The 23,846-nt window shown below is 68.9% G+C and carries 19 protein-coding genes and 1 pseudogene; 6 read left to right on the top strand and 14 right to left on the bottom strand.

Going from position 1 to position 23,846, the window contains the following annotated elements; all coding sequences use genetic code 11:
• Positions 1–71: 71 nt before the first annotated feature.
• Both ACEI37_RS10600 and ACEI37_RS10595 read right to left on the bottom strand, forming a co-directional pair.
• Complete coding sequence (locus tag ACEI37_RS10600) at positions 72–710, bottom strand: phosphatidylcholine/phosphatidylserine synthase (RefSeq protein WP_373376663.1); 639 nt, start codon at positions 708–710, stop codon at positions 72–74.
• Positions 711–719: 9 nt separating this feature from the next.
• A complete protein-coding gene (locus ACEI37_RS10595; RefSeq protein ID WP_373376662.1) occupies positions 720–1,010 on the bottom strand; it encodes an antibiotic biosynthesis monooxygenase in 291 nt (96 codons plus the stop codon).
• A 154-nt stretch (positions 1,011–1,164) separates the two neighbouring features.
• Between ACEI37_RS10595 and ACEI37_RS10590 the strand changes: the two genes are divergently transcribed.
• Positions 1,165–2,976, top strand: a complete 1,812-nt coding sequence (locus ACEI37_RS10590) for an ExeM/NucH family extracellular endonuclease (RefSeq protein ID WP_373376661.1) — start codon at positions 1,165–1,167, stop codon at positions 2,974–2,976.
• Here the strand turns inward: ACEI37_RS10590 and ACEI37_RS10585 are convergent.
• The 7 genes and pseudogenes from ACEI37_RS10585 to ACEI37_RS10555 all read right to left on the bottom strand — a co-directional run bounded on the left by ACEI37_RS10585 (position 2,928) and on the right by ACEI37_RS10555 (position 12,125).
• Positions 2,928–3,395 carry a DUF2127 domain-containing protein gene (locus ACEI37_RS10585; protein ID WP_373376660.1) on the bottom strand — a complete coding sequence of 156 codons (468 nt, stop codon included), beginning with the start codon at positions 3,393–3,395 and terminating at the stop codon, positions 2,928–2,930. The two genes, ACEI37_RS10590 and ACEI37_RS10585, sit on opposite strands and share 49 nt — an antisense overlap.
• Before the next feature lie 89 nt (positions 3,396–3,484).
• Positions 3,485–3,964, bottom strand: a complete 480-nt coding sequence (locus tag ACEI37_RS10580; protein ID WP_373377758.1) for a YbhB/YbcL family Raf kinase inhibitor-like protein — start codon at positions 3,962–3,964, stop codon at positions 3,485–3,487.
• 153 nt (positions 3,965–4,117) lie between these two features.
• Positions 4,118–4,606, bottom strand: a pseudogene (locus ACEI37_RS10575) (SRPBCC family protein); the annotation flags it as partial.
• Positions 4,607–4,712: 106 nt separating this feature from the next.
• Positions 4,713–6,236 (bottom strand): efflux transporter outer membrane subunit, encoded by a 1,524-nt coding sequence (locus ACEI37_RS10570; RefSeq protein ID WP_373376659.1) that lies wholly within the window; start codon positions 6,234–6,236, stop codon positions 4,713–4,715.
• Between the two features lie 188 nt (positions 6,237–6,424).
• Positions 6,425–9,610, bottom strand: a complete 3,186-nt coding sequence (locus tag ACEI37_RS10565; RefSeq protein ID WP_373376658.1) for an efflux RND transporter permease subunit — start codon at positions 9,608–9,610, stop codon at positions 6,425–6,427.
• A gap of 119 nt (positions 9,611–9,729) precedes the next feature.
• On the bottom strand, positions 9,730–10,971 hold the full coding sequence (locus ACEI37_RS10560) for an efflux RND transporter periplasmic adaptor subunit (RefSeq protein WP_373376657.1): 1,242 nt from the start codon (positions 10,969–10,971) through the stop codon (positions 9,730–9,732).
• Positions 10,972–11,216: 245 nt separating this feature from the next.
• A complete protein-coding gene (locus ACEI37_RS10555; protein WP_373376656.1) occupies positions 11,217–12,125 on the bottom strand; it encodes an alpha/beta hydrolase in 909 nt (302 codons plus the stop codon).
• Positions 12,126–12,542: 417 nt separating this feature from the next.
• Between ACEI37_RS10555 and ACEI37_RS10550 the strand changes: the two genes are divergently transcribed.
• Positions 12,543–13,478 (top strand): LysR family transcriptional regulator, encoded by a 936-nt coding sequence (locus tag ACEI37_RS10550; RefSeq protein WP_092312674.1) that lies wholly within the window; start codon positions 12,543–12,545, stop codon positions 13,476–13,478.
• A 145-nt stretch (positions 13,479–13,623) separates the two neighbouring features.
• Positions 13,624–14,196: a superoxide dismutase family protein gene (locus tag ACEI37_RS10545; protein WP_373376655.1), complete on the top strand. Its 573-nt coding sequence runs from the start codon at positions 13,624–13,626 to the stop codon at positions 14,194–14,196.
• A 67-nt stretch (positions 14,197–14,263) separates the two neighbouring features.
• Here the strand turns inward: ACEI37_RS10545 and ACEI37_RS10540 are convergent, their stop codons facing one another.
• The gene (locus ACEI37_RS10540; RefSeq protein ID WP_373376654.1) at positions 14,264–15,262 is read right to left on the bottom strand and encodes an isopenicillin N synthase family dioxygenase; all 999 of its coding nucleotides are present in this window, start codon (positions 15,260–15,262) and stop codon (positions 14,264–14,266) included.
• Between the two features lie 420 nt (positions 15,263–15,682).
• On the opposite strand from ACEI37_RS10540, the gene ACEI37_RS10535 reads away from it, so the two are divergent.
• Positions 15,683–17,260, top strand: coding sequence for a phospholipase D family protein (locus ACEI37_RS10535; protein WP_373376653.1), 1,578 nt, complete (start codon positions 15,683–15,685; stop codon positions 17,258–17,260).
• 23 nt (positions 17,261–17,283) lie between these two features.
• On the opposite strand, the gene ACEI37_RS10530 is transcribed toward ACEI37_RS10535, so the two are convergent.
• Positions 17,284–17,547 carry a hypothetical protein gene (locus tag ACEI37_RS10530; RefSeq protein ID WP_092312685.1) on the bottom strand — a complete coding sequence of 88 codons (264 nt, stop codon included), beginning with the start codon at positions 17,545–17,547 and terminating at the stop codon, positions 17,284–17,286.
• 125 nt (positions 17,548–17,672) lie between these two features.
• Positions 17,673–18,932 carry a M20/M25/M40 family metallo-hydrolase gene (locus ACEI37_RS10525; RefSeq protein ID WP_373376652.1) on the bottom strand — a complete coding sequence of 420 codons (1,260 nt, stop codon included), beginning with the start codon at positions 18,930–18,932 and terminating at the stop codon, positions 17,673–17,675.
• A gap of 195 nt (positions 18,933–19,127) precedes the next feature.
• On the opposite strand from ACEI37_RS10525, the gene ACEI37_RS10520 reads away from it, so the two are divergent.
• A complete protein-coding gene (locus ACEI37_RS10520; protein ID WP_373376651.1) occupies positions 19,128–20,219 on the top strand; it encodes a GlxA family transcriptional regulator in 1,092 nt (363 codons plus the stop codon).
• Between the two features lie 18 nt (positions 20,220–20,237).
• Here ACEI37_RS10520 and ACEI37_RS10515 read toward each other — a convergent pair whose 3' ends face one another.
• Positions 20,238–20,969: a BON domain-containing protein gene (locus ACEI37_RS10515; protein WP_373376650.1), complete on the bottom strand. Its 732-nt coding sequence runs from the start codon at positions 20,967–20,969 to the stop codon at positions 20,238–20,240.
• Between the two features lie 169 nt (positions 20,970–21,138).
• Entirely contained in the window at positions 21,139–22,803 is a 1,665-nt protein-coding gene (locus ACEI37_RS10510; protein ID WP_373376649.1) for an AMP-binding protein, read from the bottom strand.
• A gap of 233 nt (positions 22,804–23,036) precedes the next feature.
• Between ACEI37_RS10510 and ACEI37_RS10505 the strand changes: the two genes are divergently transcribed.
• Positions 23,037–23,711 carry an SOS response-associated peptidase gene (locus ACEI37_RS10505; RefSeq protein WP_373376648.1) on the top strand — a complete coding sequence of 225 codons (675 nt, stop codon included), beginning with the start codon at positions 23,037–23,039 and terminating at the stop codon, positions 23,709–23,711.
• The last annotated feature ends 135 nt before the right edge of the window (positions 23,712–23,846 follow it).

Genomic DNA, 23,846 nt, shown 5'->3' with positions numbered 1-23,846 from the left:
GGCGCTGTTCGCTTCAGAGCTTGCAGAGAGAACTAAAGAGAGAAATCGCCGGCGTCATGCGCGCCGGCCACTCAGAATTTCGGGATGCGCAGCGTCTTGCTGACCATCAGCGTGCCCGACAGCGCGAACAGCAGCACCAGCGGATGCAGCACGGCGGGGCCGAGCGCCCATGCGCCGCCAGGCAGTTCGGCACCCAGCTGGCCCTGCGACGCGCACCAAGTCAGCACGGCAGTCAGCAGCACGCTGGTGGGGATGGGCGTGCCTTCGAAATACGCCACCTTGCCGCTGTCGCTTCCCGCCGCCAGCGATTCGGCGGTGACGTTGAAGCGCGCCAGCCGGCTGACGCCGCAGCAGACAAAGTAGATCAACACCGCCAGGTCCCAGCCGCCGCGCATGCCAGCGGCAAAGGCCAGCGTGGCGGGGCCGACGCCGAACGAGATCACGTCGGCCAGCGAGTCCAGCTCGCGCCCCAATGCCGAATGCGCGTGGCGCCAGCGCGCGATGCGGCCGTCGAGCACGTCGAAGATAAAGGCCAGCGGTGCCAGCGCCGCGGCCGTATAGAAATGCGCCAGCTGCTGGTCGGCCACGTAGAACATCGCGAAGAACACCGACCCCATGCCGCAGGCCGCGTTGCCAAGCGTGAAGACATCGGCCAGCTGCAGTTCGCGCAGCATCGAGAAATGGCGGGGACGTTCAGGCCGGGTGTTCATAACGCGGGCTTACAGGACCTTGGACACGTGGTGCACGCTTGGCGGCCCGGCAAAGGTTTCCGCCACCAGCCCGCGCCATTGCTGGAACTCGGGCGATTCGCGGAACAGGACCATGTGGTCGTCGACGGTTTCCCAGTCCACCACCAGCGTGTACTGTTCCGGCTGCTCGATCGAGCGGAACAATTGCACCCCGTGGCAGCCGTGCGAGCGCAGGAACAGCGGCGTGGCCTGGCTTACGCCTTGCTCGAACTGCTTGTCCATGCCGGGCTTGATGGTGATTTGCGCGATTTCCTTGATCATGTCGTCGTGGCGATGAGGTGGATGCCGGCGCCGGTCGGGTACCGGCGGGTCTCTACTACCTTAGCACGATCGCGGCGTCACATGCCGGCGGCAAGGATTTCGTTACACGCGGGGGTTAGCATCGTCCACCTTGCCAACACCTGCCGAAACCGCCATGCGTCTGCCCTTGCCCGAACGCAGCATTGCGCTGCCCACCCTGTGCCTGGTCTGCCTGCTGGCCCAGCCCTTCGGCGCGGATGCTGCAATGCAGCCATGCGGCAGCCCCGCGACCGCGCTTGCCGATGTTCGCAGCCCCGGCCAGGTCTCGCCGCTTGCCGGCCGCACGGTCGAAGTCCAGGCCATCGTCACGGCGGACTTCAGCGGCGACGGCGGCCTGCGCGGTTTCTTCCTGCAGACCGCGGATGCGCAGCGCTTGCATCGACCCGGCCTTGCGGAAGGGCTCTTTGTCTACGCGCCGCGCGCCCGGGCCGAGGTCGGCGACATGGTGCGCGTGTCCGGAAAGATCGAAGAAAAATTCGGACAAACGCAACTGGTGCTGTCAGGCTCGCCCGCCGTATGCGCGCGGGGGCTGTCCGTCACGCCGCAAACGCTGACGCTGCCGCTCGCCGGCGAATCCGATCTGGCCGCGCTGGAGGGCATGCTGGTGCGGCTGCCGCAGACACTGACCGTCAGCGATGCCCACGAACTCGGCCGTTATGGCACCTTGGTGCTGAGCCATGGGCGCCCCATCGCGCCCACGCAACAGGCCCTGCCGGGGCCGGCTGCGCGGCAAGCCGCGGCGGTCAACGCACGCAACCGCTTGTTGCTCGACGATGGCTCGACACGCCAGTTTCCTGCCGTGGTGCCCTACCCGCCCCCGCGACTCTCGCCAGCGCATCCGGTACGGGCCGGCGACACCGTCACCGGCGTGCAGGGCGTGCTGGAGCGACGCCACGGTCAATGGCGGCTGCAGCCGGTGCCCGGTGCCGGCGCACCGGCCTACCAGCACGCCAACCCGCGCCCCTCGGCACCGCCGCGGCATCCGGCCACCACGCTGCGCGTGGCGGCCTTCAACCTGCAGAACTACTTTAATGGCGACGGCCACGGCGGTGGCCTGGATGCGGCCGACAACCGCGGCGCGCAGGACACTGCTGCGCTGGCACGGCAGCAGGCCAAGCTGGTGGCAGCGCTACGCGGCCTGGACGCCGACGTGATCGGCCTGATGGAGGTCCAGAACAATGGCTATGGCCCGACCGGCGCGATCCGGCAGCTGGCCGCGCTGCTGGGGCCGGACTGGCGCGTAGCCGACCCAGGCACCCCTGCGCTCGGCACCGATGCCATCGCGGTCGGGCTGCTGTACCACGCCCGCACCGCGCTGCCCGCCGGCCGGGTGGCCACCACATGGCTGGGCGAGCGCAGCCGCCAGCCGCTGGCGGCCACCTTCCGTGCCACGACGGGTGGCGCGCCGGTGACGGTGGTGGTCAATCATTTCAAGTCAAAAAACTGCGTCGAGGCCGCCGGCGCGCAAGCCGACCAGCGCGACGGCCAGGGCTGCTGGAATCCCGCGCGCGTGCAGGCCGCCGACACCCTGGCGCGCTGGCTGGGCACGGCGCCGACCGGCATCGCCGATGCGGGCGTGCTGGTGATCGGCGACCTGAACAGCTATGCGATGGAGGATCCGATACGCCTACTGGCGCAACGCGGCTACGCCGACCTGGTCGCGCGCTTTGCCGGCCCGCACGCCTACAGCTACGTCTACGCGGCGCAGGCCGGGTACCTGGACCATGTGCTCGCCGACGCCACGGCCGCGGCGCATGTGGTGGCCGTCCAAGCCTGGCATATCAATGCCGACGAGCCTGCGGCCTTTTCCTATGCCCCGGCCCCGGGATCCGGCGCCGTGCCGGGCTTCTATGCGCCCGGCCCGTTCCGGTCTTCCGATCACGACCCCCTGGTGGTCGATTTCGCCAGCAGCCCGCGCGCCAGGTAAAGCACCACCAGCAGGTTGGCCGCGGCCAGCGCGCCATGCAGCCAGCTGGGGTGGACCAGCGCTTCGTATAGTTCCAGCGGGATGTAGATGCCGCCCGACCACACCCCGAGCCAGTTGCCCCAGGCCAGCCCGCGCCATAACCCGTAGGCCTCGGCAAAACGCATCAGCGCATAGACCGCGGCGGATCCGCCGATGGCCCACAGGCGCGCGTTGTCCGGATGCTGCAGCAGCGACAGGAAGATGGTGGGATAGCGACTGGCCGGATTGACATGCCAGCGCTGGATGATGGCTTCGGCCAGGGCCTGGGCATCGCGATGCAGCAGTGCCGCCAGGCCCAACCCGGCCACGATCACCAGCAGCCCCTTGGCGGCCTCGAACAACGCAATGCTCCTGAGCCCCAGTGCGCCCTGCTTTGCCATGCGGTATCTCCGGTCGATGCAATATCTGCAAAACCGGTATTGTGCAATATCGGCAAACACAAGGACTCGGCAAGCCGAGCGCGCGCCGCCTACTGTCGTGACTTCTGGTAAGTGCCAATCAGTTCCGCGTTGCCGAGCACGTGGCCTTGCATCGCCCGCTCCAGGGCCGCCTTGTCGGGCTGGCCGAGATCCGGCAGAGTCACGTCCAGCGCATAGAGCTTGAAGACATAGCGGTGCTGGCCGATGGGCGGACAAGGGCCGCCGTAGCCGGTGCGATGCCAGTCGTTCAGCCCTGGTCGCGTGCCGGCCGGCAACCCGGCCTTGGCGATATCGGCGGGAAGCGCACTGGTGTCGGCCGGCAGGTTGTAGAGCACCCAGTGGACCCAGGTCATCTTCGGCGCGGCAGGGTCAGGCGCGTCCGGGTCATCGACGATCAGCGCCAGGCTTGCCGTGCCGGGCGGCAAGCCGCTCCAGGCCAGCGGTGGCGAAATATCGGCGCCTTCGCAGGTGTGCTGTGCCGGGATCGCGCCACCCGCGGCAAATGCGGTCGATTGCAGCTGGAACGGCATACGGGCCTCCCTGGAAGCAATGCGCAATGGCTCCAACTTAGGCCGGATCGGTGCCGCGCGCAAGGCGCCGCGCTGCGATGGCGGCGGCTCGGTCTCGAGCAGCGCCTTGAGCCGGCGCACCGCTTCGGAGGACTCTGCCTGTAACTGCTCGCGCAACATCAGGCGGTTGATCAGCGCAAACAGCAACGTGGGCGAGCGGTAGTGGAATTCGCGCTCGAAGCGCGTGCGTTCGGCCGTCGGCGTCAGCGAGGGGTTGATGGCGGGCGTCAGCCGGTAGGTGATGGTGCCAACGCGGCGCCCGTCGGCCACGCCCTCGATCGACCACGTGCGCGGCCGCTGGCTTTCGATCACGGTCCAGACCACCACGCCTCCGCGCCGCGCCAGCATGAAGGTCTCGGCGACGCGCTCGCCGCGCTCGAGCGGATGATCGGTGGCGCCCGCGACGCCGAGCGAGGCCGGATGCCAGGCGGGCCAGTGCCGGGGCGTCGCGACATAGTCGAAGACCAGCGCCAGCGGGCGCGCGATCACCACCTCGTCATGGATGGCGGTACGGTCCAGCCCCGGCAGCGGTGCCAGCAGCGCACCCACCGTGACCGCGGCAAAGATAAATCCCCAGAGCAGTTTCCTGTGTCGGACAAGCATGGCGGCGGGACCGGACGCAACCGGGACGCACCCGTGCATCCCTTGCGCATGGCGCGATGCTTACAGTGTAGTGACTGCGAGGCATCGCGCCAGTCCCGTGCGTGGTTCAGCGCGCCACCGCGGCGACGGCGCCCTCGGCCGCAGGCGCCGGCGCCGTGGCCACCGTTGCCGGCAGCGGGCCCCAGCCACCGCCCAGCCGGCGCACCAGCGACACTGTGGCGGCCGCGCGCAGGCCGGCAACCTGGTTGGCCTCGCGCTGCGACTGCAGCACGGTGCGGTCGGCATCGATCACCGTCAGGTAGTCGACCGCGCCCGCGTCATAGCGGCTGCGCGAAATCCGCGCCGCACGCTTCGCGCCGCCGAGTGCGCTGTCCAGCGCGCCGGCTTGCTGGCTGAGCCAGCGCACGTCCGCCAGGCTGTCCTCTACTTCGCGGAACGCCACCAGCACGGTCTGCCGGTAGCTGGCCACGGTTTCCTCGTGCGCGGCGCGGGCACCGGCCAGGTTGGCGCTGTTGCGGCCGCCGTCGAACACGGTCTGCGCGATGCTGGAGCCGATCAGCGGGCCGAGCATCCAGGTGCGCGAGGACCACTTGAACAGGTTGGACAGGTCGGCCGATTCAAAGCCGAACAACCCGGTCAGCGTGATGCGCGGGAAAAACGCCGCCTTGGCCACGCCGATGCGCGCGTTGGCCGCCGCCATCTGGCGCTCCGCCGCTGCGATATCCGGGCGCCGCTCCAGCAGCTCGGACGGCAGCCCGGCCGGGATTGCCACCGGCGCGGCGTCGAACGGCCTGGACGGCAGCGCGAACGCCGCCGGCGGCACCCCGGTCAGCACTGCGAGCGCATGCTCCTGGTTGGCGCGGCGACGCTCGATGCCGGCCAGGTCGGCGCGCGCGGTGCCCAGTTCCGCTTCGGCGCGGGCGGGATCGAGGTCGGTGGTTTCCCCGGCGTCATAGCGCTTCTTCAGCAGCGACAGCGCATCTTCGCGCAGCTTGATGGTGGCGTTGAGCAGCTCGCGCTCGCTGTCCAGCGTGCGCAGCGCGAAATACGCCTGCGCCACATCGGCCTGCAGCGCCAGCTGCACCGAGCGGTACAGGTCTTCGGCGGCCTCGCCTTCGGCGCGGGCGGCATTGACGCTGGACGCGACGCGGCCGAACAGGTCCAGCTCATAGCTGGCGAAAGCGCGCGCCTTCAGCACCGTCTGCGGCGGCACACGGGTGCCGTCGGGCAGGCCTTGGGAGGCCGCCGACGGCTGCGAGCGGGTCGGATCCAGCCCCACGCTCAGCTGCGGGTAGAGGTCCGCCTCGGTGGCGCCGGTGAAGGCGCGCGCCTGCTTCAGGCGGGCCGCGGCGATGGCGAGGTCCTGGTTGGATTCGCCGGCCGCTGCGATCAGGCGGTCCAGTTCGGCGTCGCCGAAGATCTTCCACCATTCGCCGCGATGCTGGCCCTCGGCCGGCGTCGCGGTCTTCCATTGCGCGCCTTCGGCCTGGGCGGCCTCGGCTTCCTTGAAGGCCGGCACGGTGGCCGTCTCCGGCACCTTGTAGGTCGGGGCCAGCGAGCAGCCGGCCAGCACCAGCGCGGCGGCCAGCGTGGCGGTTCGGGGCAACTGCCTTGTGATGTGGGCAATCATTTGTGCATTCCTTGATTGTTCTGTGCTCCGGCGGTATCAACGCCGCCGAGGTAGCTCCCCTCTCCCGCTTGCGGGAGAGGGGTTGGGGGAGAGGGCCGGCTTGTATGACGAAGTGAAGCGCGTCCGTACGGCAAGCGCCGGCCCTCTCCCCCGCCCCTCTCCCAGAGGGAGAGGGGAGCAAACATGCGTTATTCAGCCGAAGCCACGGCCTGGTGTTCGACCTGTGCCGGCTGCGCGCGGCGCTGGCCACGCGTGGCCAACAGCCGCAGCGCCACATAGAACACCGGCGTCAGGAACAGCCCGAAGAAGGTCACGCCCAGCATCCCCGCGAACACCGCCACACCCATCGCATGGCGCATCTCGGCGCCGGCGCCGGTGGAGACCACCAGCGGCACCACGCCCATGATGAACGCGAACGACGTCATCAGGATCGGGCGCAGGCGCAGGCGGCTGGCCTCGATCGCGGCCTGCACCACGGTGCGGCCGTGATGCTCCAGCTCGCGCGCAAACTCGACGATCAGGATCGCGTTCTTCGCTGACAAGCCCACCAGCACGATGAAGCCGATCTGCGTGAAGATGTTGTTGTCGCCCTGCGTCAGCCACACGCCGGTCATTGCCGCCAGCAGGCTCATCGGCACGATCAGGATCACCGCCAGCGGCAGCGTCAGGCTCTCGTACTGGGCAGCCAGCACCAGGAACACCAGCAGCACGCACAGCGGGAAGATCCAGATCCCGGCATTGCCGGCCAGGATGTCCTGGTAGGTCAGCTCGGTCCATTCGAACTTGATGCCCTTCGGCAGAGTCTCCGCGGCAATGCGCTCGGCGGCGGCCTGCGCCTGGCCCGACGAGAAGCCGGGCGCGGGCCCGCCGTTCATGTCGGCGGCGGTAAAGCCGTTGTAGCGCACCACGCTGTCCGGACCGAAGCCCTGCTTGACCTGCACCAGCGACGACAGCGGCACCATGTCGCCGGCGGCGTTGCGCGTCTTCAGCTGCAGGATGTCCTCGGCATGGGCGCGGAACGGCGCATCCGCCTGCACCTTGACCTGGTAGGTCCGGCCGAACTTGTTGAAGTCATTGACATAGGCAGAGCCCAGGTAGGTCTGCAGCGTGTCGAACACATCCGTCACCGGCACGCCCAGCTGCTTGGCCTTGACGCGGTCCAGCCTGACGTCCAGCTGCGGCACGTTGACCTGGTAGTTGCTGAAGATGCCGGTCAGCTCGGGCGTGGCGCGCGCCTTGTTGGCGAACGCGTTGGTGGCCTCGAACAGCGCGTCATAGCCCAGCGCGGCACGGTCTTCGATCATCAGCTTGAAGCCGCCGATGGTGCCCAGCCCCTGCACTGGCGGCGGCGGGAACACCGCGATGAAGGCATCCTGGATCGCCGCGTACTTCTGGTTCAGCTCGGCCGCGATGGCCGCGCCACCCAGCTCGGCGCTCTTGCGGTCCTCGAACGGCTTGAGCGTGGCGAAGACGATGCCGGCGCTCGGGCTGTTGGTGAAGCCGTTGATCGACAGGCCGGGGAAGGCCACTGCCGATTCCACGCCCGGATGCTTGAGCGCGATGTCGCTCATCTTGCGGATCACGTCTTCGGTGCGGTCCAGCGTGGCGCCGTCAGGCAGCTTGGCAAAGCCCACCAGGTACTGCTTGTCCTGCGCCGGCACGAAGCCCTTGGGCACCAGCTGGAACACGCCCCAGGTCAGCGCCAGCATCACCGCGTACACGCCGAACACCGAACCCTTGCGGCGGATCACGCCCTTCACGCCGCGGCCGTAGCTCTCGGCGCTGCGGCCGAAGAACTTGTTGAAGCGCTTGAAGAAGCCGCCGAAGACACGCTCCATCCAGCGCGACAGCCAGTCCTTGGGCGCGTCGTGGCTCTTGAGCAGCAGCGCCGACAGCGCCGGCGACAGCGTCAGCGAGTTGAACGCCGAGATGATGGTCGAGATCGAGATGGTCAGCGCGAACTGCTTGTAGAACTGCCCGGTCAGGCCGGTCATGAAGGCCAGCGGCACGAACACCGCGATCAGCGTCAGCGCGATGGCGATGATGGGGCCGCTGACTTCGCGCATGGCCTTGTAGGTGGCCTCCTTCGGCGTCAGCCCTTCCTCGATATTGCGCTCGACGTTCTCCACCACCACGATCGCGTCATCGACCACGATGCCGATCGCCAGGACCAGCCCGAACAGCGACAGCGCATTGATCGAGAAGCCGAACAGATGCATCAGCCCGAAGGTACCGACGATCGACACCGGCACCGCCAGCAGCGGGATGATCGACGCGCGCCAGGTCTGCAGGAACAGGATCACCACCAGCACCACCAGCGCAATCGCCTCGAACAGCGTGTGCGTCACCGCCTCGATCGAGTGGCGCACGAACTGCGTGGGGTCATAGACGATGCTGTAGTCGATGCCGTCGGGGAAGTTCTGCTTCAGCTCTTCCATGGTCTTGCGCACGTCATCCGATATCTGGATGGCGTTGGAGCCCGGCGCCTGGAAGATCGGAATCGCCACCGCCGGCTTGTTGTCGAGCAGCGAGCGCAGCGCATATTCCGACGCGCCCAGCTCGATCCGGGCGACGTCCTTCAGGTAGGTCACGGCACCGTCGGCAGAGGTGCGCACGACGATATCGCCGAACTCTTCCACCGTGCTCAGGCGGCCCTGCGCATTGACCGACAGCTGCAGGTCGGCGCCCGGCAGCGACGGCGACTGGCCGATCACGCCGGCCGCCACCTGCACGTTCTGCTCGCGGATGGCCTTGATCACGTCGCCGGTGGCAAGCTGGCGCTCGGCCATCTTTTCCGGGTTGAGCCACACGCGCATGGCGTAGTCGCCCGAGCCGAACAGCTGCACCTGGCCCACGCCCTGCAGCCGCGCCAGCCGGTCCTTGACGTTGATCACCGCGTAGTTGCGCAGGTAGGTCATGTCATAGCGGTCGTTGGGCGAAACCAGGTGGACCACCATGGTCAGGTCGGGCGAGCTCTTGACCGTGGTGATGCCGAGGCGCCGCACGTCTTCCGGCAACCGCGGCTCGGCCTGCGAGACGCGGTTCTGCACCAGTTGCTGTGCCTTGTCCGGGTCGGTGCCCAGCTTGAAGGTCACGGTCAGCGTGAGCAGGCCGTCGCTGTTGGACTGCGAAGACATGTACAGCATGTCCTCGACGCCGTTGATCTGCTCTTCCAGCGGCGACGCCACGGTTTCGGCGATCACCTTGGGGTTGGCGCCCGGATACTGTGCGCGCACCACCACCGACGGCGGCACCACTTCCGGGTACTCCGAGATCGGCAGCTTGAACATCGAGATGGCGCCGATCAGGAAGATCAGCACCGACAGCACCCCCGCGAAGATGGGGCGGTCGATAAAGAATTTTGAGAGATTCATGTTGGTCTCTGCTAAAAGCGCTCCCCTGGCGGCCCGCTCGTGGCGGGCACCATCAACAGCCTGGGGGACGATGCAAAACTAGGGGCGCTGGGTGTGCGGGCTCAGGTAATGGCCGTAGCTCAACTCACCGGCTTCACGTCTGCATCGCCCTTCTCGCTCGCGGCCTGCTTGCGGTCAGGCGCTGCCGGGCGCGGTTCCAGTTCGCTGCGGTAGGCCATGGCCACCGTCTTGGGCTGCACCGTGTCGCCCGGCCGCACGCGCTGCAGGCCATTGACGACGATGTTCTCGCCCGGCTTCAGACCCTTGCGGATCACGCGCAGGCCTTCATAGTTGGGTCCGAGCTCGACTTCGCGGTAGACCAGCTTGTTGGCCTTGTCGACCACCAGCACGAACTTCTTGCCCTGGTCGGTGCCGACCGCCCGGTCGTTGACCAGCACCGCCGCGTGCGGCGCGCCGCCGCCCATCTTGACCTTGGCGTACAGGCCCGGCAGCAGGCGGCCGTCGTCGTTGTCGAACACCGCGCGCACGCGGATGGTGCCGCTGCGCGTATCGAGCCGGTTGTCGACCGACTGGATCTTGCCTTGATGCGGATGGCCGTCTTCGTTGGCCAGGCCCAGGAAAACCGGCAGGTTGGCTTGTCCGCCGCCGGCGCCGGGAGCGGTGTAGCGCAGGTAGCTCTGCTCGTCGATCTCGAAGCTGGCATAGATCGGCGACACCGACACCACCGTGGTCAGCGGCGGGGTCGCCACGCCGGGCGCCACCAGGTTGCCCACCGTGATCTCGGCGCGCGACACGCGGCCGGACACCGGCGCGGTGATGCGGGTGTAGGCCAGGTTCAGGCGCGCGGTTTCCAGCTGTGCCTGCGCGGCGCGCACATTGGCGCCGGTTTCGCGCGCGGCATGGATGCGCTCGTCGAACTCGCGCCGCGAGATCGCGTTGTCGTCCAGCAGGCGCTGCGCACGTTCGCCCTCGCTCTTGGCGTGGGCTGCGCGCACCTGCGCCGCGGCCAGCGCGGCCTCGGCGCGTGCCACCTCCGCGGCATAAGGCCGCGGGTCGATGGTGAAGAGCGGATCGCCCTTCTTCACCAGCGCGCCTTCGCGGAAGTGCACGGCATCGATGGTGCCGCCGACGCGCGGGCGGATTTCGACCCGGTCCACCGCTTCCAGGCGGCCGGAGAATTCATCCCACTCGGTGATGGTCTGCCCGACCACCGCGGCCACCTCGATAGCGGGCGCCGGCGGCGGCGTGTTGGCGTGGGCTTCGCCGCTGTGCCAAGGGCGCAGGATCGAACCGGCCACGCCGGCACCGAGCACCACGACGATGGCGAGGGCAATCAGGGTACGTCGCTTCTGCTGCTGCATTTCTCAAACTCCTGGATCGGGTTTTCTTCAACCGGAAAAGCAAATGGCCGAACGCCGCCTGCCGGTCCGCGCGGGCGGATCGGAACCATGGTCAAACTGATGGTCGGACTTGGACCGCGCGCATCACGGCGCGCGCTGCGGTCCTGGCTCTGGCCGAAACAGAGCCGGCTGGCGGTTGTCTGGAGCGGCTCAGCCGGCGGGCTTGGCTCCAGGCCGGCTGGCGTTGGCGCCAGCGCAGCGTTCAGTCAAGGTGAGGTAGCGTCGGCCACGGCCAGACATCGCCGCAGGAACCGCGCACCTTCGTCGACCCATGCCTGACAGCTGTCATGGGCCTCTTCCACGCCGTCGCCGCAGGCGCCGGGCATGATCATGGCTTGGGCCGGCACACCGGCCTTGCCCAGGCGCCCGGCGAAGGCTTCGCCTTCGGCACGCAGCGCGTCGTGTTCGGCTACCTGCACCAGCGTGGGCGGCAGCCCGGCCAGGCGCGAGGCCAGCGCCGGCGCGGCATACGGATGCACCGTATCGGCCGGCGTCGGCAGGTAATCGCGATAGTTGTCGGCCAGCCGGCGCAGTGTTTCCATCGGCACCGTGCCGCCGCCAAAACCCGCGCAGGAGGCATGCTGCAGGCACGGGTCGGTCACCGGGCGGATCAGCCACTGGCCGCGCGGCTGGGCGGTGCCGCGGTCGCGCAGCATCTGCGCCAGCGCGATCGCCAGGTTGCCGCCGGCCTCCTCGCCCACCAGCGCGAAGCGGGTCTTGTCGACCTTCAGGCGCCGGGCATTGCGCAACACCCACTGCACCGTGCTGTGCGCATCCTCGGGCGCCGCCGGGAACGGGTGGTCGGGCGCCAGCGAATACGCCGGCGTGACCACCACCGCGGGCACCGTCGTGGCCAGGTCCTGCACCAGGTGGCAGGCGTGCTCCAGGCCGCCGTCGACGAAGCCGCCGGCGTGCAGGTACACCAGCCAGGGCAGCAGCGCGGCGCTGTCGATGCCCGGTGCCGGGTAGCCCGGCGGATAGCACACCCGCACCAGGATCTCGCGGCCATCGCTGGTCACCGTGTGCTCGGCCACGCGCGCCTGTCCCGGCCCGGCTGCCGTGGAGGCAGTGGCGGCGCTGGCGGCTGCGGAGCGTTGGCCTGGCTTCTGTGACATGGCATCGGCGCACGGCATGACAATGCGCTTGAGTGTTGCGATGCAACGGATTATGGTGATTGACGAGGATGGGATAAAGCGAGAGATCGCCAATGCACTGTTCCGGGATTGGAATAATCAGAAACCGGCCTGTCAGCCGTCTGCAAAATGAAATCCCCACGCATGACAAGGTCTTGGATTTTGTGATTCACTCCCGCTCTCGGCACGCGCGGCGGTTGGCCAGGCCGTTGCGCGCCCGGCCCGCAGGTGGACTTCCCGCCGCGCCGGACGCCTGACTGAATTCAGGCCGGCATCGCGCCCAGCCAGCGCGCATCCAGTGCCGGCAGCCGGCAGACTCCCCATCACAACAACAAGACAGGCCGCGTGCGCCACGAGCGCGGGCGGCACGCCGTTCGGATCTATCGTCGGAACCTCATCATGGACCGTCTCGTATCAATGCAGGCATTCACCCGGGTCGTCGACGTCGGCAGCTTTGCGCGTGCCGCCGAATCGATGGACCTGCCCAAGGCCACGCTGACCCGCCTGATCCAGAACCTGGAGACCCACCTCGGCGTGAAGCTGCTGCACCGGACCACGCGCCGCATCAGCGTGACCAACGACGGCGCCGCGTACTACGAGCGTTGCGTGCGCATCCTGGCCGATGTCGAGGAGGCCGAGCAGTCGCTGACGCGCCAGAACAATTCGCCGCGCGGCACGCTGTCGGTCGATACCACCGCCGGGCTGGCGCAACTGGTGCTGGTGCCGCACCTGCATGAGTTCTTCCAGGCCTATCCGGACCTGAAGCTGGAGCTGACCATCAACGGCAAGCCGATCGACCTGCTGCAGGAAGGCGTCGACGTGGTGCTGCGCGTCGGCATTCCGCTGGACGAAGCCATGGTGGCCCGCCGCATCGGCCATGTGCAACTGGCGTTCTACGCCTCGCCGATCTACCTGAAGCGCAGCGGCACGCCGCGCGACCTGGCCGAACTGGCGCAGCACAAGGCGGTCAATTTCCTGTCCAACCGCACCGGCCGGGAAATGCCGTGGCCGCTTGCGCGCGGCACCGAGCGCGGCGAGGTGCTGCTGCCCTCCGCCATTTCGACCAACGACGCCGATGTCTACCTCGGCTGCGCGCTGGAAGGCCATGGCATCGCCCGCATCTCGCGCGCCATGGCCGAGCCCTATGTGGCCAGCGGCAGGCTGGTGGAAATCCTCGCCGACTGGCAGACCGATGAACTGCCGATTTCGGCAATGTATCCGCAGAACCGCCACCTGTCGGCCAAGGTACGGGTGTTCGTGAACTGGGCTGCGGAGCTGTTCTCGCGCCATCCGCATTTTGGTGCGGCACAGCAGCCGCTGCCCGTGGCGGCCTGAGTGGCTGACCTGAACGACTAAGCTGCGCTGGCGCGATCCGCCAGCGGCGCGTGTGCAGGCGGCATGTAGGACAAAACCGGAAATCGGTTCAGCGGCCGCCGACCTATACTGTTTCTTCCGAAATCACGACAAGAAGAGGATTCCGATGAAACAAGTGCTTCTCCCCCTGGCGGCGTGCATCGCCGCAACCATGGCACTGGCCGGCTGCGCCGGCTCCGGCATGCCTTCGTCGTCCGCGGCCCCGCCGTCCGCCACCGGCGCCACCAGCGGCGCGCGGGCGTCGGCCACGCTGCAGCCCAAGAGCGGCTCCAACACCGCGGGCACCGTCACCTTCCAGCAGCAGCCCGGCGGCGTGATGATGACCGCCGCGATTACCGGCCTGCCGCCCAATTCGGTCCACGGCTTCCACGTCCACGAGAAAGGCGATTGTTCCGCGCCTGACGCGATGAGCGCGGGCGGCCATTTCAACCCGACCGGCAAGCCCCACGGGCAGATGACCATGCCGGACCACCATGCCGGCGACATGAACAACGTCACCGCCGATGCCAGCGGCAACGTGCGCGTCAGCATGCTGCTGCCGTCGCTGTCGGTTGGCACCGGCGCCAACTCCGTGATCGGCCGCGCGGTGGTGGTGCACAAGGATCCGGACGACTACAAGACGCAGCCCACCGGCAATGCCGGCGGCCGCATTGCCTGCGGCGTGGTGGCGGCGTCTTGAACCCAGCACGCTCGGCCGGCGGGCCTGGACCACGCGGGTCCGGGCTCGCCGCGCTGCCACACCCTCCTCAATACCCCTTGAAGTTCGCATCGACCCGCTGGCGCAGGTAATCCCCTGCGCTGATCGGCGGGTACTTGCCGGCCGGCCCTGCGATGGTCGCGCCGCGGTTGGCCTGGCAGAAAAACGCCATGCTGTAGCGCGGCCCCATGTATTCGCCCGGCGCGGGATTGCGCACGCGATGGAAGTTCGACGGCAGTCGGTCATCGCTCCAGCGCATCAGCATGTCGCCGATATTGCAGGTGATCACGGTCTCGTCCGGCTCGATCGGGGTCCATGCCTGCGCCGCCATCTCCTTGCCCGGGCACACCTGCAGGCCGCCCTGGCCGGGTCGCTGGAGCAGCAGCGTCAGGCAGTCGAAGTCCGTATGCGCGCCGGCGCGCCACAGCCCCAGCCCTTCGCGCAGCTCGGGCGGGATCGCGTAGTAGTGCAGCAGCCGCAGCGTGCTCTGGTAGTCCGGCGCGCTCGGATCGTGCGCCTGCGTGAAAAAGTCGCTGGCAAAGCCCAGCTTGTCGGCAAAGCATGACAACACCCTCATGCCGACTTCCCAGCATTGCGCCTCGAAGGCAAGCATGGTGTCGCGGAAGCCTGCCAGTTCGTCCTCGCCCGGCCACAGGCCATCCATATGCGGGCGCGTGATCTGGTACGACTCCTTCTGGTCTGCCGTGCCGGTGGAGGGCCGGACCTGCGCGCGGCTTTCCCAGCCGGCGTTGCTGGCCTTCTGCAGCGGGTATTGCGCCTTCACCTTATCGGGCAGCGCAAAGAAGCGCTCGGTCATGGCAAAGGCATGGCGCACGCTGGCCAGGTCGATGCCGTGGTTGGCGAGCTGGAAGAAGCCGACGTCGACCGACGCCTGCCACAGCGCATCGGCAATCTGCGGCTTGCGCCGCGCGTAGTCGGACAGGTCGATGCGGCGGATCTCGCGCTGGCGGGTTTCGGAACCGAACGCGCCCATGCGCGATTCGCGGCGGAGTTCGTCCAGGGAGCAGGCCTGGTCTGGCTGGGTCATGGCATTTCTCGTTGCAAGCGGGTCAGGGACTTGCCCCGCGCCGGCCAGGCATGGCCACCAACGACAATGCGCGCCGGGACAGCGCGGTCCTGAGGTCGACGGTGCCAGCCTGCGCAACGGCGCGGGGCACGGACTTCAAGAGCAATTCCCGGCCAGCCCGCATGCGCATCGATCTGGCACGCGGCTGGTGAACGCTTCTACTCTTGCCTCGGCTTATGCAGGTTCCGGGCCAGCGCCGTAGCCCACGACATGCCGGCATTTGCCCTGCCGTGCTTCGCCATGGCGCACGCCGGGGCGCAGTCTGGTGCATGGCGCAGCCGCTTGTCGCCTGCCCGAATCGGGACGCCCGCGGCGCGCCATGGCAACATGGCGCCATTGCCGCAACCACGGGGCCCCGCACCGGGGCCGTCCCGACGCCCAATGCCATTGCCGACAGACGCCGCATTCGTCCCCCACCGCCGCTTGCGCGCCGGTTCGCTAATGCTGTGCTGCGCCGCCCTGCTTGGCGGCTGCGCGCTGCCGCCGCTGCATCCCCGCACCGAATCCTCTGCGCTGACGCCGGCCGAAGCCCAGGCCACGCCGCTGGGCCAGGCGCTGGCCGGCGAAGTGGCGCGCCACCCGGGGCTGAGCGGCATCCACCCGCTGGAGAACGCCTACGCCGCCTTTGCCGCGCGGGTGCAACTGGCCCGCACCGCGCAGCGCACGCTCGACGTGCAGTACTACATCTGGCGCGACGACCTCACCGGCACGCTGCTGCTCGAGGCCCTGCACGAGGCCGCCGATCGTGGCGTGCGCGTGCGCCTGCTGCTCGATGACAACGGCATTGCCGGCATGGACGAACTGCTGGCCGCGATGGACGCGCACCCGCAGGTCGAAGTGCGGATCTTCAACCCGTTCGTGATCCGCCATCCCAAGGCACTCAATTTCCTGACGGATTTCCGGCGCCTGAACCGGCGCATGCACAACAAGTCGTTCACCGCCGACGGCGTCGCCACCATCGTCGGCGGGCGCAATGTCGGCGACGAATACTTTGGCGCCACCGACGGCGTGCTGTTCGCCGACCTCGACGTGATTGCGGTCGGTCCCGCGGCCGGCGACGTGGCGCAGGATTTTGACCGCTACTGGTCAAGCGCGTCGGCCTACCCTGTTGACCGGCTGCTGCCGCCGGTCAGCGTGGAACGGCTGCAGGCGCTGGTCGGGCACGCGCGCGAGGTCGAGCGCAACCCGGCCGCGGCGGCCTACCTGGCCGCGGTGCGCGAACTGCCCGACGTGCAGCGGATGCTGGACGGCACGCTGCAGTTCCAGTGGGCAAGCACGCGCATGGTCAGCGACAACCCCGCCAAGGCGCTGGGCGAAGCCTCGCGCAGCACGCTGGTAGCGCACCAGCTGCGCGAAATCCTGGGCGAGCCGCAGCGCGAGCTCGACCTGGTCTCGCCCTACTTCGTGCCTTCGACCGGCGGCACGTCCTATTTCGCCGATATGGCCGCGCGCGGCGTCGCGGTACGGGTGCTGACCAACGCGCTGGAAGCCACCGACGTGGCCGCCGTGCATTCGGGCTATGCCAAGCGGCGCAAGGCCCTGCTCGAGGCCGGCGTGGACCTGTACGAACTGCGGCGCGCGGCCGCGCCGCGCAAGAAGGAAGAGCGCGCCGGCCCCTTCGGCAGCTCAGGCTCAAGCCTGCACGCCAAGACCTTCGCGGTCGATGGCAGCCGGGTTTTCGTGGGCTCTTTCAATTTCGATCCGCGTTCGGCCATGCTCAACACCGAACTCGGTTTTATCATCGACAGCCCCGCGCTGGCGGGCCGGATCGAATCCACCTTCGCCAGCGTGGTCCCGCAAGCGGCCTACCAGGTCAAGCTGGACGAGGCCGGCCAGCTCTACTGGCTGGAACGGCGCGGCGATGAAGTGATCCGCCACGATACCGAGCCGAACACCAGCTGGTGGCGCCGTCTCGGCATCTGGTTCCTGTCGATCCTGCCGATCGAGTCGATGCTGTAGGCGCGCGGCTCGGTTCCGGGCACTCAGATCTGGTCGATCAGGCTGCGCACCACGTCGGCCAGCCGGCCGGCGCGCTGGCGCCCCTTCGCGTCAAGACCCATGCCGCTGCCGCCGGCCAGCGCCTTCAGGCCGAATAGTGCATCACCCACGTCGCGCCAGGCCGGGAAATCGGCATGGATTTTCTCCAGAGCGGCGGCCCCCGCCGCCACCTGGGCGGGCGCGGGCGTGTTGCCGGCCGCCAGGTCTTCCAGCGCCATGGCGGCGTCGACCAGGCCTTTGCGATTCATCTGCTGTCTCCCCGGAAGCTCTTTTGTCATGGCCGCCTGCATGGCGGCCATGACACTGTAGCAGGCCTGCTGCTGGCCTTTGCCGGGATGGGGGAAAGTCCGGGGGCAGGCTCGGTAACGGCGGCTCAGTTGCGGCCGATATCCTGCAGGATCCGAGTCATCAGGTACAGGCGCGGCACGATCGAGTCCAGTTCGATGTATTCGTCGCGCGCGTGGTAGCCGAAGCCCGCCAGGCCGAAGCTTTCCACTACCGCGGGCTTGCCCGAGCGGGCCGCGTAGCTGGCGTCGGTGGCGCCGCCGGTGCCTTCGGCCAGCGCCAGCGTGCGGCCGTCCAGTTCGGCATAGATTTCCTGCGCGCGCTTGGCCAGCGCGCGGCCGCGCGCATCGGCCACGAACGGCGGACGGCCCTCTTCCATCGTCACCGTGGTGTGCGTGTCGGGCACCAGCTGGCTGGTCTTGACCTTGTCCTGCAGCGCCACCTTCAGTTTTTCGGCGGCACCGGCGGCCGTGGTGCGCACGTCGCCGTAGGCCACGGCGCTTTCCGGGATCTGGTTGCGCACGGTGCCGGCCTGGGCCTGGGTCCAGTTCAGCTGCGAGCCCGGCACCAGGCTGGCCGCGTCGCGCGTCTGCTGCAGCTGGTGGGCCAGCTCGATCAGCGCATTGCGGCCGCGCTCGGGCGCGGCGCCCGCGTGGGAGGCGCGGCCCTTGACCTGCATGGTGGCGGTGGCGGTGCCGGAGGCGCCCAGCAGCAGCGCCTCGGCCTTGACTACATCCTTGGCCGCGGTGGGCTCGCACGACAGCACCACGTCATGCTGTGCCGCCAGCGTGGCGATGGTTTCGGCCGAACCGACCGAGCCGACCTCCTCGTCCGGGTTGAACAGCACCGTGATCTGCGCGTAGTCGCGCCAGCCCTGCTGCTTCAGGATCTCCAGCGAATGCAGGATCACGGCGATGCCGCCCTTGTCGTCGGCGATGCCGGGGCCATAGAGCCGGTTGCCTTCCTCGCGGATCGGCTGCGTGGCGAGCGTGTTGTCGGGGTATACGGTGTCCAGGTGGGCAATCAGCATGACGCGGCGCTTGCCGGTGCCGGTGAAGGTGGCCTTGACCATAGTGCCCGGACCCTTGGTCACGGGCAGCCGCTCGACCTTTGCGCCCAGCGCCTGCAGGCGCTTCTCGGTGTAGCTGGCCATCTGCGCCAGCCCCTTGGCATTGGCGCTGCCGGACTCGATCGACACCATCTCCTTGAGCGACTGCACGACCCTGGGCTGTGCGGCCTGCGCGGCCGACAGCAGCGCGGCATCGGGCTGCGCGGCAATGGCCGGCATGCCGGCCCCGGCAAGCGTCAGGGCAGCGGCAATGGCAACGTGGCGAACGGAAAACGGCATGGAATCTCCTCGGTATGGTCTTGTTGGCGGTGCCGCGGGCATGGCCGTTCGCCGCGGCACAACGGCACGATGCTAGTCCTTGCCAGCCACTATGGGGAGGTTCAATATCGCCAATCCGGATGCCGATCCCGCCACCGCGTTCGGCATCCGGCCCATCATCAACCATTCGAACGCCTCAAGCGAACGCCTCAAGGCATGCCCGCCCCCACCGCCGCCATCGCCCCCTCATCACAGAACGTCCCGCTGCATGTGCGCCTGCTGTGGCTGCCGCAAGCCATGCCCGGCAGCCTGTTCACCACGCTCGACGTGCTGCGCACGGTGGCAGGCGTGGCCAGCCTGCAGCGCCCCGGCGCCGCGCCGACGCTGAGCTGGCAGCTGTGCCGCGCCAACGGCCGCACGCTGGCCACGGAACTGCCCGGGCTGGTGTCGTCGACGCGGCGCGCGCGTGCGCCCGGCAGCCGCACGCTGCTGGTCATTCCCGCGCTGCTGGCCAGCAATGCGCCGCAGCTGGGCGAACTGGTGCTGCGCGATGCCGCGGCGTTGCGGCTGGTGGAGCGCCATGCGCGCGCCGGCGGCTGGATCGCCGCGTGCGCGTCGGGGATGGTGCTGCCGCTGCAGCTGGGGCTGCTGGATGGCGCCAGCGTGGGGGCGCCGTGGATGTTCCAGAGCTGGATGGCGCGCCAGTACCCGCATTGCGATCTCGCCAGCGACGCGGCCATGAGCGTGCACGGGCAGGTGTTTTCGTGCGTGGCGCCCGCGCTGCAGGTGGAATTCATGCTGCGCGTGCTGGGCCACCTGCACGACCCTGACCTGGCGCAGGCGGCGTCGCGGCTGATGCTGTTCCAGCCCGAGCGCCAGCGCAGCGTGCCGGCGCTGGTGTCGCAACGCTGGCTCGGCCGCACCGCCGACAGCCCGGTCTACCGCGCCATCCAATGGCTGCGCGACCATGTGTCCGAGCCCTACTGGCTGGCCGCGGTGGCGCAGGCGGCGGCGGTCAGCGAACGCACGCTGCTGCGGCATTTCCGCCAGGTCACCGGCATGACGCCGCTGGACTACCTGCACACGCTGCGCGTGGAGCGTGCCCGCATGCTGCTGGAGGTCACGCTGCACGGCACCCATGCCATTGCCGAGGCCTGCGGCTACAGCGACGCCGCGGCTTTCCGCCGGCTGTTCCAGCGTACCACCGGCATGTCGATGTCGGATTACCGCGCCCGCTTTGCGCTGCGGGCGCGGCGGCGCTACTGGCGCATGGAAGATACCGCTGCAAAGCGCGGCGCGCACCGATAGTCGGTCCCGTGCCCGCGCTCAGGGGCGCAGCGAGATGTGGTTGACCACGTCCTCCACGCCCTGCACGTACCACGCATCGCGCTCGGCCTGACGGCGCGTGCGCTCGTTGTTGACGCAGCCCTCGAGCGTGACCACGCGGTCCTGGGTATGCGCGCTGACCTGGGCGGCATCGACGAAGGGATCGGTCTCGAGCACCAGCATCAGCGCCTCGGTGATTTCATCGTCGCGGTCGGTCTCGGCGGGCGCCACCACCAGTTCGTTGACGACGCAGCGGCAGCCGCGCGACCACCACGCCAGCACGCCGGCCAGGCGCATGTGCGACAGGCTGATCACCTGCCCCCACAGTGTCACCACGCCGTCCTGCACCGCGACCTCGATCCAGCCGTTGCGTTCGTTCACCGGTTCGCGCATGGCCTCCGGCTTGCCCTTGACGCGTGCGCAAATCTTGCAATCGTGGAATTCGACGGCATTGAGCAGGCGCTCGCACACCGCGTCGCGCAGTTCGCCGTCGCCGACCGGGGCGCCGCCGTCGGCCACGCGCAGGTGGTCGATCACGCTGGTGACGCCGTCCACGCGCCGCAGCGTCGCCGCGGCCCGGGTCTTGTCGACGATATCGGCCACCTCGCCCTCGAGGATCAGCGCCCCGTCCGAGAGCCGCAGCTGGATGGTGGGATGGAGGACATGGCCCTGATAGGGCACATGGGCCAGGGCTGCGCGCGCCTGCGTCAGCACCGCTTCGCTACTCTGCATGTTGTCGCCTCGCCGGTTGGTCTGGAGATGGAGGGATGCGCGCCCCTGCCTGCAGGCGCGCGGGAGCGGCGCCGCGGCCTCCTTCACCCCCGGGACCCCGGCAACCGCTTCCTCATTATAGGAAGCGGTCCGCCGCGGGCTCGCCAGGCACCTGCCGACATGGCAGGGTTCAGGCGCCGGCCGCCTCACGCACCCGGGCGACTTCCTGGTTGCGCAGGATAAAGCGCTGGACCTTGCCGCTGGGGGTCTTGGGCAGTTCGGCGACGAACTCGATCTCGCGCGGGTAGGCATGGGCGGCCAGGCGCTGGCGCACATGCAGGCGCAGGGTCTCGGCCAGTTCGGGCGAGGCCGGGTGCTGCGGGTCCAGCACCACGAAGGCCTTGATCAGCTCCGTGCGCTCCGGGTCGGGCTTGCCGATCACCGCGGCCTCGACCACCGCCGGGTGCTCGATCAGCGCGCTTTCCACGTCGAACGGCCCAACCCGGTAGCCCGAGGTGGTGATGACGTCGTCGGCGCGGCCGATAAAGCTGATGCTGCCGTCGTCGTTGAGCTCGGCGGAATCGCCGGTCAGGTAGTAGTCGCCGGCAAACGCGCTGGTGGGCGTGCCGTGGTAGCCGCCGAACCAGCACATCGGCGAGCGCTTCAGGTCCAGCGCCAGCGTGCCGGGCTGGCCGGGCGGCAATTCGCGCAGCGCGTCGTCGACCACCACCACGCGGTGCCCAGGGCTGGCAAAGCCGGCCGCGCCCAGGCGCACCGGGTGGGCCAGGGCGTGGTGGTTGCACAGCACCATGCCCAGTTCGGTCTGGCCATAGTGGTCGTGGATGGTGACGCCCAGCTCGCTGGCGAACCAGCGGATCACTTCCGGGTTGAGCGGCTCGCCGGCGCTGCTGACGGCGCGCAGCTGCCCGCGCAGCGGGCCGGACACGGCCTCGCCCGCCGCGATCAGCAGCCGGTAGGCCGTGGGCGAGCCGGCCAGGTTGGTGATGCCATATTTGCGGATCACGCGGCAGGTGCTGTCGACCGTGAACGGGCCGTCGTAGAACGTGGTGGCATGGCCCAGCGACAGCGGGCCGGTGACGGCGTAGTACAGGCCGTAGGCCCAGCCCGGATCGGCCAGGTTCCAGAACGCGTCATCGTCGCGCAGGTCGACCGCATCGCGCATATAGCCGGCAAACGCCGCAATGGCCTTGAGCGGCACCAGCAGCGGCTTGGCCGGGCCGGTGGTGCCGGAGGTGAACATCATCAGGAAAGGATCGTCGCCGCGCCGCATCACCGGCGCCAACGATGCCGGCTGGCGTGCCAGCTCGGCCCAGAAGCTGAAATCGCCCGCATCCAGAGCGTGTTGTTCAGCGCTCCCCTGGGTGCCGGTCACGGTGACGATGGCGGGACAGCCGGCTACCTCGTCCAGCTTGGGACGGTTGGCGGAATCGGTGACCACCACTTTCGCCCCCGACGCATTGAGCCGGTGCTCGATGGCCTTGGGGCCGAAAGCGGTAAACAGCGGCTGGTAGACGGCTCCCGCGCGCCACGTGCCGAGGATCGTCACCAGCAGTTCCGCGTTGCGCGGCAACAGGCCCGCGACGCGATCGCCCGGCTGCACACCCTGCGCCTTGAGGAAGCCAGCAAACTGTGCCGACAGCGCCTGCAGTTCGGCGAAGGTCCAGCTGCGCGCATCGCCGTTGCGCCCTTCCCAGTTCAGCGCAATGCGGCCTGGCTGTGCGTGCCGGTCGCAGCATTCGACGCAGGCATTCATCGCCGCCAGGCTGCCGTGCAGTTGCCGGGCCACGGCGTCGTCATGGGAAAATCCATCGAAAGCTTGGGCGTAGTCGCGCATGGGGTCTCCTGGATCCGGCTTGTGCCTTGTAGTCGGTGGCCGTGCGCGTTGACCGCGCCACGGCTGCCGCAAGAGTGTGCGCCACGGCGCGCCGATCCGGCAATAACCGATTCCGCCAGCGCGGCTGACGGTTTTTGCCATCCCTGCCATGCGGGTCAACGGGGCGCCGAAGCGGCCTTGACGCGGCGCCCCTGGCCCCACACGATACGGGCATCACCCTCGGGAGAGAGCGCATGTGCACCAACTATGCCCCGGTCCAGCGCCGCATCCTGCGGGAGATCTTCGGCGTGGAGCCACCCGCGGGCGTGTACAAGGCCGAGACCTACCCCGACTATGCGGCGCCGATCGTGCGCGCCGACCACGGCGGTGCACGCAGCGCCGACCTGGCCTCGTTCGGCATGGTGCCGCGCGCACGCATTCCACCGGGCGCACGGCGTTACGACACTACCAATGCCCGCAGCGAAACCGTGGGCGAGCGACCCGCCTTTGCGCGCTACTGGCGCCAGGGCCAGCTCTGCCTGATACCGGCCACGGCGTTCTATGAGTTTGCGTACCCCGAAAATGTGGCGGACGGCGCGGCGCCGGGCAAGCCGGTGCGCTGGCGCGTCTGGCTGCCCGGCGAGCCGGCCTTCGGCATTGCGGGGGTGTGGCGCGGTTGGCCGGACCAGGCGCTGTCCTTCACCATGCTGACCGTCAACTCGGCGCAGCACCCGCTGCTGCAGCGCTTCCACAAGCCGGGCGACGAGAAGCGCGCCGTGGTCGTGGTGCCGCGCGCGCAGTGGGACGACTGGCTGGCCTGCCGGGACCCCGAGATCGCGCGCACCTTCCTGCGGCTGTTGCCCGCCGATGCGCTGCAGGCCGAGCCGGCGCCCAAAGTGCAGGGTGCGCCCATTCCCGACGCGGATTAGCGCGAACGGCGCGGCGGCGGCAAGGCACGATCCGCTGCCACCCTTGCCATGGCGATTTTCCCGACTACACTCGTTGCTGGACGCCGACGGGCGTCTGATTGCTGATCGGGCCCCCGACCACCCCGGCCGGGGGCT

Source organism: Cupriavidus nantongensis (assembly GCF_041726985.1).
Lineage (GTDB): Bacteria > Pseudomonadota > Gammaproteobacteria > Burkholderiales > Burkholderiaceae > Cupriavidus > Cupriavidus nantongensis_A.
This window is presented reverse-complemented; position numbering and strand designations above follow the sequence as displayed.